This window comes from Pseudomonas sp. SDO52101_S400, from assembly GCF_054071635.1.
On sequence record NZ_JBSVWF010000027.1, the window covers coordinates 41,765 to 53,531 of the forward strand.

Here is an 11,767-nt window from a genome sequence, read left to right on the forward strand (position 1 = left end):
CAGGACCGATCGCCGCTCACGGATTCGTCCCGAAGGCGAACCCGTGAAGCGACGAATGCGGCTCAATAGGCGTATCGAAGCAGGGTGTGTGGCAGGTGTCGCAGGACAAAGAAGCCAAACAGTGCGATGAGGGATGGAAGCACCAGCCACCAGATCTTTTGTGGCATCGGCTCAAGGGGGCTCTGGCGCTGGCTCAGCCATAGACACGCGGCACAGACGCACGCGGCGAGCATGGCTCCAGCCAGTACATCTGTCGGCCAGTGAGCACCCAGATATACCCGGGACATGGCAATCGCCAGTGCGGGGATGCACGCCAGCAGCAGCCAGGTCAGGCGCATTCTGGGTGGCTGTCCGCGACCGGCCAGTACCGCCAGGGTCAGGAACAGAGCGAACGATCCGGATGCGTGGCCGCTGGGCATGCTGTAGCTGGTCAGCGGGTCGGTCAGCACTTCCGGGCGTACCCGGGCGAAAAACAGCTTGGTCCCGGTATTGGCCAGCGCGGTGACGAGCAGGGTGCCGCCGGCGAAAATCGCCTGACGCCACTGGCGGCACAACAGCAACAGGCCCGTCAGCAAAATGCTGAACCCGAGCATGTTGCGAAACTCGCCAATCAGGGTGAAGACCACCGCAACTTCATCGAGCGCCGCGCTGCGGTGTTCCTGCACGAGGGTCATGACGCCCTGATCGAGTGCGGTCAGATAGGGGTAACCGACAAACAGGCCGATCAGGATCAGCAAACTCATGCTGCTGATCCAGGCCGTTGCCCGGCGATGACGGCGCAGGCTGCTGTTGGCACTCAGGCCGACCATCACCGCGATGCTGCCGGCAACGATCCCGGCCTGCAGCCAGAAACCCTCCGGCAGTGGCTGACGAATCGCCGCCCCGGTGGCCCAGCCCGGCAGCAGGTAGGCCAGGCTCCAGCCTGCAGCCGCCAGCAGGCTGACGGCGGCGAAGCGCGGGAAGGGCATGTCGCACATCCCGGCGACCATCGGCAGCATCGGGCGCAACGGGCCGATGAAGCGTCCGACCAGCAGGCTGGCGATACCGTAGCGCTGGAAATAGGTTTCCGCGCCCACCATCCATTCCGGGTGGTGGCGCAGGCCCGGCAGGCGCCGGATGTTCTGGTGGAAGTGCCGACCGAGGAAATACGAAACCAGGTCGCCGAGAATCCCGCCCATAAAACCCAGCAACAGCGTCTCGCTCAGCGACAGCGCACCGCTGCCGGCAAGTGCCGCCACGGCGAACAGCAACACCGTGCCGGGAACGATGATCCCCGCAATCGCCAGGCACTCGACAAAGGCCACGACGAACACCGCAGCAGCCAGCCACTGCGGATTGGCGGCCAGCCACCCGGTCACGCTATCGAGCCATGGGCTCATACAAAACACTCCATTTCATTGATTTCCCTGGCCGGCGTACCGCAGAGGGGGAAGTTCACAGCAGAAAATAATCGCGTCCTTCGACCTGACCCCGGCGCAGCGGGTTCCGGGTGCACCACTGGGCGTAGGCTGCATCGACGAAGCGATACATCAAATGCTCGTCACGCCCATGGGGGATGCCCAGGCGGGTGGTCTGGATGATCTGGCCTGGCGCGGGGCCGGTGTCTTCCACCAGCAGTATCTCGTGGTCGAAACGCTTGGCATCCCATACCGGTACTTTCAGCCCCAGGGCCTTGCACAGCAGGGTCTGCCCGGCGCAGAGCTTTTGCGACGGTCGCGGGCGACCCTGAGCGTCGGGGTTGTTCAGCAGCATCTGCGCCAGACTGGCCGGGCCGCTGATTTCATCGACCCACGGATAGGCCGATTTGATCAGCACCGCATTGCCCGGCCCCTGCGCACTGAAGTTCAGCGAATCGCCGCCACGGGCGTAGTACATATAGATGTGGCCGCCATCCAGAAACAAAGCTTTACGCTTTTCCGTGTAGCCGAGGGAGGCATGGCTGCCTTTTTCTTCGCAGTAATACGCTTCGGTTTCGATGATGCGGGCACTGAGCCACAGGTCGCCGACCCGGTGACGGATGACTTTGCCGAGCAGATCCCGGGCAAGCGTCTGGGCGTCACGGTCGAAAAAAGCGTCCGGAAGGCCCATCGGCAGGCGCTCGGCACGGGCGCGAACGGTCAGGTTGGACATGGCAAACGGTGATTCTCCAGGCGATAGAGGTCGTGATGATAACAATCCGAGCCTTAATTACGGCTGAACATCGGCAAATCGCCGCCCATTTCGACCATCCGCCTGTCACCGCTGTTAGTCCCGGGACGCGACAGCTATAATCTGCCGCTTTCCTCTTTGCCAAGACCCCAGCAGACCATGACTGAGTCCGTTCTTGACTATATGACCCGATTGGGTCGCGCCGCCCGCGAAGCTTCCCGGGTCATCGGCCGTGCCAGCACCGCGCAGAAAAACCGCGCCCTGCTGGCTGCCGCCAATGCCCTGGACGCCGCCCGCGCCGAGCTTGCGGCAGCCAATGAACAGGATCTGGCCGCCGGTCGCGCCAACGGTCTGGAGCCTGCACTGCTGGAACGTCTGGAACTGACCCCGGCGCGTATCGACGGGATGATCGTCGGTCTGCGTCAGGTGGCGGCCTTGCCGGACCCGGTCGGGGCGATCCGCGACATGAGCTTCCGTCCGTCGGGCATTCAGGTCGGCAAGATGCGCGTGCCGCTGGGCGTGATCGGGATCATCTACGAGTCCCGTCCGAACGTGACCATCGACGCCGCGAGCCTGTGCCTGAAGTCCGGCAACGCGACCATCCTGCGCGGCGGTTCCGAAGCGATTCATTCCAATCGCGCGATTGCCGCCTGCATCCAGCGCGGTCTGGCCGAGGCCGAACTGCCGGCCGCCGTGGTGCAAGTGGTGGAAACCACCGACCGTGCCGCTGTTGGCGCCCTGATCACCATGCCCGAGTACGTGGACGTGATCGTGCCGCGCGGTGGCCGTGGCCTGATCGAGCGCATCAGCCGTGACGCGCGGGTGCCGGTGATCAAGCACCTGGACGGCATTTGCCACGTCTATGTCAGCGAACACGCCGACCTGCCGAAAGCCCAGCGCATCGCCTTCAATGCCAAGACCTATCGCTATGGCATCTGCGGCGCGATGGAGACCTTGCTGGTCGATCAAAGTGTTGCGAAGGATTTCCTGCCGTCGATGGCTGCCCAGTTCCGCGAAAAAGGCGTCGAGCTGCGTGGTTGCGAGCGCACCCGGGCGATCATCGATGCCGTGCCGGCCAGCGAAGAAGACTGGGGCACCGAGTATCTGGCGCCGATTCTGTCGATCCGTGTGGTCGACGGTCTGGACCAGGCCATCGAACATATCAACCATTACGGCTCCCACCACACCGATTCGATCGTCAGCGAAAACCTTGCCGACACCCGCCAGTTCGTGGCTCAGGTCGACTCGGCGTCGGTAATGATCAACACCCCGACCTGCTTCGCCGATGGATTCGAATACGGATTGGGTGCCGAGATCGGCATTTCTACTGATAAGCTGCACGCCCGTGGCCCGGTGGGCCTTGAAGGACTGACCTGCGAGAAGTACATCGTGGTCGGTGATGGCCAGTTGCGCGGCCAGGCGACGGTCTGACTTGTCCGACCTCGACCTGAAAACGCCGAAATCCGGCAGGAAGTCTCGCCCCCGGCGCATTGGCGTACTGGGCGGGACGTTCGATCCGGTGCATGTCGGCCATTTGCGTGGCGCGCTGGAAGTCGCCGAAGCGCTGGGGCTCGATGAGCTGCGCATGATGCCCAGCGCCCGGCCGCCGCATCGCGATACTCCGCAGGTGTCGGCGCAGGATCGGCTGGCAATGGTTGAATGTGCGGTGGCCGGTGTGCCGCCGCTGGTGGTGGACGCCCGCGAATTGCAGCGGGACAAACCGTCCTGGACCATCGATACCCTGGAGTCGCTGCGTGCCGAAATGGCCGCCGAGACCCAGGTTTTTCTGCTTCTGGGCTGGGACGCATTTTGCGGCCTGCCCACTTGGCACCGCTGGGAAGAGTTGCTCCAGCATTGCCACATCCTGGTGCTACAGCGCCCGGACGCCGACAGCGAACCGCCGGATGCCTTGCGCAACCTGTTGGCAGCGCGTTCGGTGAGCGACCCGCTGGCCCTGAAAGGGCCGAGCGGACAGATTGCATTCGTCTGGCAGACACCGCTCGCGGTTTCCGCCACCCAGATCCGTCAACTGCTGGCCAGCGGTAAGTCGGTACGTTTCCTGGTGCCCGACGCGGTCCTGGCCTACATCGATGCGCACGGTCTGTATCGTGCGTCGAACTGAACAAGGCGTGCTCGAGTAACACGATCATCGTGGGACGAGACGCCGAATACATGAGCAAAACGAGTTTTATATGACTGACAAAGACCAAACCAAAGTAAAGCGCAAAGGCACGTTCAAGAGCGCTCCGCTGCCAGAGCCGGTCAACACCAACGAGCCGCTGAAAGGCGACGAGCTGGTCAAGATTGCCGTGGCTGCCCTGGAAGACGTCAAGGCCCAGGACATCCAGATCATCGATGTGCGCGACAAGCAAAGCATCACTGACTACATGATCATCGCCACCGGTACTTCCAACCGCCAGATCAACGCGATGCTGGACAAGGTTCGCGAAGAAGTGAAAAAGCAGGGCGCCAAGCCGCTGGGCGAAGAAGGCAAGGGCGACAGCGACTGGGTGCTGCTGGACCTGGACCTGGTGATCGTGCACATGATGACCGCCTCGGCTCGTCAGTTCTACGACCTGGAACGCCTGTGGGCCGGTGCCGAGCAAAGCCGTGCGGCGGACGCCAAGCACCACAGCCCGGAAAACACCCACGAGCATTTCACCAAGCTCAACAAAGACCAGCTGTAAGGGACGCGCTGTGCGACTGCGACTGATCGCCGTCGGTTCACGCATGCCCAAGTGGGTGGAAGAAGGCTGGCATGAATATGCCAAGCGTCTTCCGTCCGAGCTGGCGCTGGAACTGGTGGAAATACCGCTCAATACCCGTGGCAAGAATGCCGACGTGGCGCGCTTCATCCGTCAGGAAGGCGAAGCCATGCTGGCCAAGGTCGGGCAGAACGAGCGGATCGTCACCCTCGAAGTGCACGGCAAGCCCTGGAGCACCGAGCAGCTGGCGGTCGAACTCGACCGTTGGCGGCTGGACTCGCGCACGGTCAATTTCATGGTCGGCGGCCCCGAAGGGCTGGCGCCGGAAGTCTGTGCACGCGCGGATCAGCGCTGGTCGTTGTCGCCGTTGACGCTGCCGCACCCGTTGGTGCGCATCCTCATCGGCGAGCAGTTGTATCGTGCCTGGACCGTGTTGTCCGGCCACCCTTACCACAAGTAATCCTGCCCTCATGTCCCAGCCGATCCGCATCAAGGACCACGAAAAAGACGCCCGCCTGGTGCGTAGCCGCGTCGTGTTCGGGGCCATTGCGGTGGTGTTGCTGATCTGCGTGCTGATTGCCCGGCTGTATTTCCTGCAGGTCATCCAGTACGAGTATCACTCGACCCTGTCGGAAAACAATCGGGTGCATGTCCAGCCGATCCCGCCGACCCGCGGCCTGATCTACGACCGTAACGGCGTGGTAGTGGCGGACAACCGTCCGAGCTTCAGCCTGAGCATGACCCGCGAGCGCTCCGGCGACTGGCAGCAGGTGCTCGACGTGATCGTCGAAGTGCTGGAGCTGACGCCGGAAGACCGGGTGATCTTCGAGAAGCGCATGCGTCAGGGACGCCGGCCGTTCGAGCCGGTGCCAATCCTGTTCGAGCTGACCGAAGAGCAGATTGCCCGGATCGCGGTGAACCAGTTCCGCCTGCCGGGTGTGGAAGTGGTCGCGCAACTGGTGCGTCACTATCCGCAAGGTGCGCATTTTGCGCACTCGGTGGGTTACATGGGGCGGATCAACGAGAAAGAGCTGAAAACCCTCGACCCGGTCAACTACAGCGGCACTCACCACATCGGCAAGACCGGCATCGAGCGCTTCTACGAAGCCGAACTGCATGGCCAGGTGGGTTACGAAGAGGTCGAGACCAACGCTCGGGGCCGCGTGTTGCGCGTGCTCAAGCGTACCGATCCGGTGCCGGGCAAGGACATCGTACTGAGCCTCGACATCAAGTTGCAGGAAGCCGCCGAAGCTGCACTGGGCGGGCGACGCGGCGCAGTGGTGGCGCTGGACCCGAGCACTGGCGAAGTGCTGGCGATGGTCAGTCAGCCGAGTTTCGACCCGAACCTGTTCGTTACCGGCATCAGCTTCAAGGCGTACGCCGAGCTGCGCGATTCCATCGATCGGCCACTGTTCAACCGTGTGCTGCGCGGTCTGTACCCGCCGGGTTCGACGATCAAGCCGGCGGTAGCGATTGCCGGTCTGGACGCGGGCGTGGTGACGGCGTCGAGCCGCGTGTTCGACCCGGGTTACTACATGCTGCCCAACTACGATCACAAATACCGCAACTGGAACCGCACCGGGGACGGCTTCGTCGACCTCGACACGGCGATCATGCGGTCCAACGACACCTACTTCTATGACCTGGCGCACAAGCTCGGCATCGACCGGTTGTCGGCCTACATGAACAAGTTCGGCATCGGCCAGAAGGTCTCGCTGGACATGTTCGAAGAATCCCCAGGCCTGATGCCGTCCCGCGAGTGGAAGCGCGCGACCCGGCGTCAGGCGTGGTTCCCGGGCGAGACCCTGATTCTCGGGATCGGCCAGGGCTATATGCAATCGACCCCGCTGCAACTGGCCCAGGCCACTGCGCTGGTGGCCAACAAGGGTGTGTGGAACCGTCCGCACCTGGCCAAGACCATCGAGGGCGAGAAGCCGAAGGATGAAAACCCGATGCCGGACATCGTCCTGCGCGATCCGTCGGACTGGAACAAGGTCAATCACGGCATGCAGCAAGTGATGCACGGTGCCCGGGGGACGGCGCGCAAGGCTTCGATCGGCGCGCAATACCGGATCGCCGGCAAGTCGGGCACGGCCCAGGTGGTCGCGATCAAGCAAGGCGAGAAATACGACCGCTCCAAAGTGCAGGAGCGCCATCGCGACCACGCCTTGTTCGTCGGGTTTGCACCGGCCGACAACCCGAAGATCGTGGTGTCGGTGATGGTCGAGAACGGTGAATCCGGCTCCGGCGTCGCCGCGCCAGTGGTACGTCAGGTGATGGATGCCTGGCTGCTGGATCAGGACGGACGCTTGAAGGCCGAATACGCCAGCCCTATCAGTGCGGAGGCTACGGCCCGTGAAGAATAATTTCGATCGCATGCTCTCAAGCGAGGATGTGATGCGTCGCCGGGCGACGCTGTTGCAACGCCTGCATATCGATGGCCCTTTGCTGGTTCTGCTGCTGATCCTCGCAGCCGGCAGCCTGTTCGTGCTGTATTCGGCCAGCGGCAAGAGCTGGGACCTGCTGGGCAAACAGGCCACGTCGTTCGGCATCGGTCTGGTGTCGATGATCGTCATCGCCCAGTTCGAACCACGGTTCATGGCCCGTTGGGTGCCGCTCGGCTATGTGGTCGGGGTGGTGTTGCTGATGGTGGTGGACATCATGGGCCACAACGCCATGGGTGCGACACGCTGGATCAACATTCCCGGGGTGATCCGCTTCCAGCCGTCGGAATTCATGAAGATCCTGATGCCGGCGACCATCGCCTGGTACCTGTCCAAACGCACGCTGCCACCACAGCTCAAGCACGTCGGGATCAGCCTGATGTTGATCGGCGTGCCGTTCATTCTGATCGTGCGTCAGCCGGATCTGGGCACGTCGCTGCTGATTCTGGCCGGCGGTGCGTTCGTGCTGTTCATGGGCGGATTGCGCTGGCGCTGGATCCTCAGCGTGCTGGCCGCCGCCGTACCCGTGGCGATCGCCATGTGGTTCTTCATCATGCACGACTACCAGAAGCAGCGGATCCTGACCTTCCTCGACCCGGAAAGCGATCCGCTGGGCACCGGCTGGAACATCATTCAGTCGAAGGCCGCAATCGGTTCCGGCGGCGTGTTCGGCAAGGGCTGGCTGCTGGGCACCCAGTCGCACCTGGACTTCCTGCCGGAAAGCCACACCGACTTCATCATTGCGGTGCTGGGCGAAGAGTTCGGGCTGGTGGGCATCTGCGCGCTGTTGCTGATCTATCTGCTGCTGATCGGTCGCGGTCTGGTGATTACCGCCCAGGCCCAGACGCTGTTCGGCAAATTGCTCGCCGGCGCGTTGACCATGACGTTTTTTGTTTATGTTTTCGTCAACATCGGTATGGTCAGTGGCCTGTTGCCGGTGGTGGGGGTGCCGTTGCCGTTCATTAGCTACGGCGGAACTTCGCTGGTGACACTGCTGTCAGCGTTTGGGGTTTTGATGTCGATCCATACGCATCGCAAATGGATCGCACAGGTTTGAATAAGGTGAAGAGTTCAATGCAAGTAATGCGTGACTGGGCGACACGATACGCACCGTGGCTCGGCCTGGTAGGCATCCTTGGCAGCGCGCAGGAGGCGCTGGCCGGCGATTACGAAGGCTCGCCCCAGGTGGCCGAATTCGTCGGTGAAATGACCCGCGACTACGGTTTCGCCGGTGAGCAATTGATGGCGGTTTTCCGCGAGGCACAGCGCAAACAGGCGATCCTCGACGCCATTTCCAAACCCGCCGAACGGGTCAAACAGTGGAAAGAATACCGGCCGATGTTCATCACCGACGCGCGCATCGCCCGTGGCGTGGACTTCTGGCGCCAGCACGAGGCTGTACTGGCCCGTGCCGAGCAGGAGTACGGCGTTCCGGCCCAGGTGATCGTGTCGATCATCGGCGTTGAAACCTTTTTCGGACGTAATACCGGTAATTACCGGGTGATCGATGCCTTGTCCACGCTCGGATTCGACTATCCTCCCCGTGCCGAATTTTTCCGCAAGGAGCTGCGTGAGTTCCTGCTGCTGGCTCGGGAAGAGCAGGTCGACCCGCTGACCCTCAAGGGTTCCTATGCCGGGGCGATGGGCCTGCCGCAGTTCATGCCGAGCAGTTTCCGCGCCTATGCGGTGGATTTCGACGGCGATGGCCACATCAATATCTGGAACAACCCGGATGATGCGATCGGCAGCGTCGCCAGCTATTTCAAGCGTCACGGCTGGGTGGCCGGCGAGCCGGTGGTCAGTCGTGCCGATGTTCGGGGCGAGCAGGTGGATGAAGGTTTGACCACTGGCATCGAACCGACGAAAACCGTCGGGGAGTTGCGAGCGCTGGGCTGGTCAAGTCATGATGCGCTGCGCGATGATATGCCGGTTACTGCATTTCGCCTGGAAGGCGACAATGGTCCTGAATACTGGATGGGCCTGAAGAATTTCTACGCGATCACGCGTTATAACCGCAGCGTGATGTACGCCATGGCTGTACATCAACTGTCTGAAGAGCTGGTAAAAGCACGGGGCGTCAAGTAATGCAGGCATTGCCTATCAAAAAACCCCTGAAGCTGGTGGCATTCGCCGCGTTGGCGGTACTGGTCGCCAGTTGCTCGACCAGCCGTGCGCCCACTCAGAAATACGCCTCCAATACCGTTCGTGCTCAACCGGGCCTGGACATCAACCGGGCCCACAAGGACGGCGCGCCGTGGTGGGACGTCGATGTATCGCGTATCCCGGACGCCACGCCGACCCTGCACACCGGTCCGTACAAGGCCAACCCGTACACCGTGCTGGGCAAGACCTACTTCCCGTTGCAGGAATCCAAGACCTACGTCGCCTCGGGCACCGCGTCCTGGTACGGCACCAAGTTCCACGGTCAGAACACCGCCAACGGCGAGGTCTATGACCTGTATGGCATGAGTGCCGCCCACAAGACCTTACCGCTGCCAAGTTACGTTCGGGTGACCAACCTGGACAACAACAAGAGCGTGATCCTGCGAGTCAACGACCGCGGCCCGTTCTATTCGGACCGGATCATCGACTTGTCCTACGCCGCAGCCAAAAAGCTCGGTTATGCCGAAATCGGCACCGCGCGGGTCAAGGTCGAGGGCATCGACCCGCAACAATGGTGGGCCGCCAAGGGCCGTCCGGCGCCTTTGATGCTCAACGAGCCGCAAGTCGCGCAGAATACTGCGCCGGTGATCACGGCTTCGGCCGGTACCATCGAGCAGTGGACGCCACCGCCGCAGCAACATGCCTCTGACACTGTCCCTGTACAGATCGGCGCAAAAAAAAACGCTTCTGCACCAGCGTCTGGCCAGTATCTGCAGGTGGGCGCGTTCGCCAACCCGGACGCTGCAGAACTCCTGAGGTCGAAGCTCAGCGGGATGGTGAGCGCTCCGGTGTTCATCAGCTCGATCGTGCGCAATCAGCAGACCCTGCACCGGGTACGCCTGGGACCGATCGGTTCGCCGGGTGAAATTGCCCAGGTACAGAACAGCGTGCGCTCGGCCAACCTTGGTTCGCCAAGCGTGGTCACCGAGTAAGTAATACGTAGCACTTGATTGACGGTTCGCCAGCGATTGGGGGGTGAACCAGGTTGTTGGCTCGTCGAAGAACAAAAGCCCGGCAAAGGGTGACTGGAGTGAGCAACTGAACACGCGATGGCCCGTTAGAAAGCCATCTGATTAATTTTGCCCGCAAGGGCAGTTTCCATTAGCGATTTCGAGAGACGGATGAACATCACCACCTTTGCCAAACGCCTGTGTCTGCTAGTCCCGCTGCTCCTCTCGCCAGCCGCCTTCGCGGCCGAGATGATGCCGTCGCCACCACAACTGGCCGCCAAAGCCTACGTGCTCATGGATGCCAACAGCGGCAACGTGCTGGTGGAGAACAACGGTGACCAGCGTCTGCCACCGGCCAGCCTGACCAAACTGATGACCGCGTACATCGCCACGCTGGAAATCCGTCGCGGCCAGATCGGTGAAAACGACCCGGTGACCGTCAGCGAAAACGCCTGGCGCACCGGCGGTTCGCGGATGTTCATCAAGGTCGGCTCGCAGGTGACTGTCAGCGACCTGCTGCACGGCATCATCATCCAGTCCGGCAACGACGCCAGCGTCGCGGTGGCTGAACACATCGCCGGCAGCGAAGATGCCTTCGCCGACCTGATGAACAAGACCGTCGCCGATCTGGGCATGACCAACACTCACTTCATGAACCCGACCGGTCTGCCGAACCCAGAGCACTACTCGTCGGCTCACGACATGGCGATCCTGGCGCGCGCAATCATCCACGAAGACCCGGCTCACTACGCGATCTACTCGCAGAAAGAGTTCTTCTGGAACGGCATCAAGCAACCTAACCGCAACCTGCTGCTGTGGCGCGACAAGACCGTCGACGGTCTGAAAACCGGTCACACCGACGAAGCCGGCTACTGCATGGTGTCCTCGGCCGTACGTGACGGCATGCGCCTGATCGCCGTGGTGTTCGGCACCAACAGCGAAGTGGCTCGCGCCGCCGAGACCCAGAAGCTGCTGACCTACGGTTTCCGCTTCTTCGAAACCCAGACCTTCTATCAGAAGGGCACCGAACTGGCTCAGGCTCCGGTGTGGAAGGGCACGACCAATCAAGTCAAGGCCGGCCTGGCTGAAGACCTGACCATGACCCTGCCGAAAGGCCAGCTGAAGAAGCTCGCTGCCAGCATGACCATGAACCCGCAACTGACCGCGCCAATCGCCAAGGGCGACGTGATCGGTAAAGTCGAAGTGAAACTGGACGACAAGGTAGTGCACAGCGCCAACCTGATCGCCCTGGACGCTGTCGAGGAGGGTGGTATCTTCCGCCGCATGTGGGATAGCATCCGTCTATTCTTCTACGGCTTGTTCAACTGATTTGAGTTGACCAGCATGGCCCCGTTCC

General features: G+C 62.0%; 11 protein-coding genes. 9 read left to right on the forward strand and 2 right to left on the reverse strand.

Translation table 11 applies throughout. The annotated features are described in order from the left end of the window. Positions 1-62: 62 nt before the first annotated feature. Both ACW9HX_RS15310 and ACW9HX_RS15315 read right to left on the reverse strand, forming a co-directional pair. Positions 63-1,379, reverse strand: coding sequence for a bifunctional DedA family/phosphatase PAP2 family protein (locus tag ACW9HX_RS15310; protein WP_457381277.1), 1,317 nt, complete (start codon positions 1,377-1,379; stop codon positions 63-65). A gap of 55 nt (positions 1,380-1,434) precedes the next feature. Beyond that, positions 1,435-2,130, reverse strand: a complete 696-nt coding sequence (locus ACW9HX_RS15315) for a DNA-3-methyladenine glycosylase (protein ID WP_457381278.1) — start codon at positions 2,128-2,130, stop codon at positions 1,435-1,437. 177 nt (positions 2,131-2,307) lie between these two features. On the opposite strand from ACW9HX_RS15315, the gene ACW9HX_RS15320 reads away from it, so the two are divergent. The 9 genes from ACW9HX_RS15320 (at position 2,308) to ACW9HX_RS15360 (ending at position 11,739) form a co-directional block, all read left to right on the forward strand. Continuing rightward, complete coding sequence (locus ACW9HX_RS15320; RefSeq protein ID WP_102620852.1) at positions 2,308-3,579, forward strand: glutamate-5-semialdehyde dehydrogenase; 1,272 nt, start codon at positions 2,308-2,310, stop codon at positions 3,577-3,579. After that, positions 3,548-4,270 carry a nicotinate-nucleotide adenylyltransferase gene (gene nadD, locus ACW9HX_RS15325; protein ID WP_457381279.1) on the forward strand — a complete coding sequence of 241 codons (723 nt, stop codon included), beginning with the start codon at positions 3,548-3,550 and terminating at the stop codon, positions 4,268-4,270. Before ACW9HX_RS15320 ends, nadD begins: the two co-directional genes overlap by 32 nt. 70 nt (positions 4,271-4,340) lie before the next feature. Beyond that, positions 4,341-4,835, forward strand: a complete 495-nt coding sequence (gene rsfS / locus ACW9HX_RS15330) for a ribosome silencing factor (RefSeq protein ID WP_008087903.1) — start codon at positions 4,341-4,343, stop codon at positions 4,833-4,835. Between the two features lie 10 nt (positions 4,836-4,845). Beyond that, positions 4,846-5,313 carry a 23S rRNA (pseudouridine(1915)-N(3))-methyltransferase RlmH gene (gene rlmH / locus ACW9HX_RS15335; protein ID WP_009051038.1) on the forward strand — a complete coding sequence of 156 codons (468 nt, stop codon included), beginning with the start codon at positions 4,846-4,848 and terminating at the stop codon, positions 5,311-5,313. A gap of 10 nt (positions 5,314-5,323) precedes the next feature. Continuing rightward, entirely contained in the window at positions 5,324-7,219 is a 1,896-nt protein-coding gene (mrdA, locus tag ACW9HX_RS15340; RefSeq protein ID WP_457381280.1) for a penicillin-binding protein 2, read from the forward strand. Positions 7,220-7,250: 31 nt separating this feature from the next. Continuing rightward, entirely contained in the window at positions 7,251-8,354 is a 1,104-nt protein-coding gene (rodA, locus tag ACW9HX_RS15345) for a rod shape-determining protein RodA (RefSeq protein ID WP_457381294.1), read from the forward strand. A gap of 17 nt (positions 8,355-8,371) precedes the next feature. Then, on the forward strand, positions 8,372-9,382 hold the full coding sequence (mltB, locus tag ACW9HX_RS15350) for a lytic murein transglycosylase B (RefSeq protein ID WP_085712282.1): 1,011 nt from the start codon (positions 8,372-8,374) through the stop codon (positions 9,380-9,382). Next, a complete protein-coding gene (locus ACW9HX_RS15355) occupies positions 9,382-10,392 on the forward strand; it encodes a septal ring lytic transglycosylase RlpA family protein (RefSeq protein WP_457381281.1) in 1,011 nt (336 codons plus the stop codon). The genes mltB and ACW9HX_RS15355 overlap by 1 nt, the downstream gene beginning before the upstream one ends. Positions 10,393-10,581: 189 nt before the next feature. Continuing rightward, on the forward strand, positions 10,582-11,739 hold the full coding sequence (locus ACW9HX_RS15360) for a D-alanyl-D-alanine carboxypeptidase family protein (RefSeq protein ID WP_457381282.1): 1,158 nt from the start codon (positions 10,582-10,584) through the stop codon (positions 11,737-11,739). Positions 11,740-11,767: the final 28 nt, after the last annotated feature.

Bases quoted from the DNA above. Each gene is read 5' to 3' on its own strand.
- ACW9HX_RS15310 (WP_457381277.1), bottom strand. From the start codon at position 1,379: ATGAGCCCATGGCTCGATAGCGTGACCGGGTGGCTGGCCGCCAATCCG.
- ACW9HX_RS15315 (WP_457381278.1), bottom strand. From the start codon at position 2,130: ATGTCCAACCTGACCGTTCGCGCCCGTGCCGAGCGCCTGCCGATGGGC.
- ACW9HX_RS15320 (WP_102620852.1), top strand. From the start codon at position 2,308: ATGACTGAGTCCGTTCTTGACTATATGACCCGATTGGGTCGCGCCGCC.
- nadD (WP_457381279.1), top strand. From the start codon at position 3,548: ATGGCCAGTTGCGCGGCCAGGCGACGGTCTGACTTGTCCGACCTCGAC.
- rsfS (WP_008087903.1), top strand. From the start codon at position 4,341: ATGACTGACAAAGACCAAACCAAAGTAAAGCGCAAAGGCACGTTCAAG.
- mrdA (WP_457381280.1), top strand. From the start codon at position 5,324: ATGTCCCAGCCGATCCGCATCAAGGACCACGAAAAAGACGCCCGCCTG.
- rodA (WP_457381294.1), top strand. From the start codon at position 7,251: ATGCGTCGCCGGGCGACGCTGTTGCAACGCCTGCATATCGATGGCCCT.
- mltB (WP_085712282.1), top strand. From the start codon at position 8,372: ATGCAAGTAATGCGTGACTGGGCGACACGATACGCACCGTGGCTCGGC.
- ACW9HX_RS15355 (WP_457381281.1), top strand. From the start codon at position 9,382: ATGCAGGCATTGCCTATCAAAAAACCCCTGAAGCTGGTGGCATTCGCC.
- ACW9HX_RS15360 (WP_457381282.1), top strand. From the start codon at position 10,582: ATGAACATCACCACCTTTGCCAAACGCCTGTGTCTGCTAGTCCCGCTG.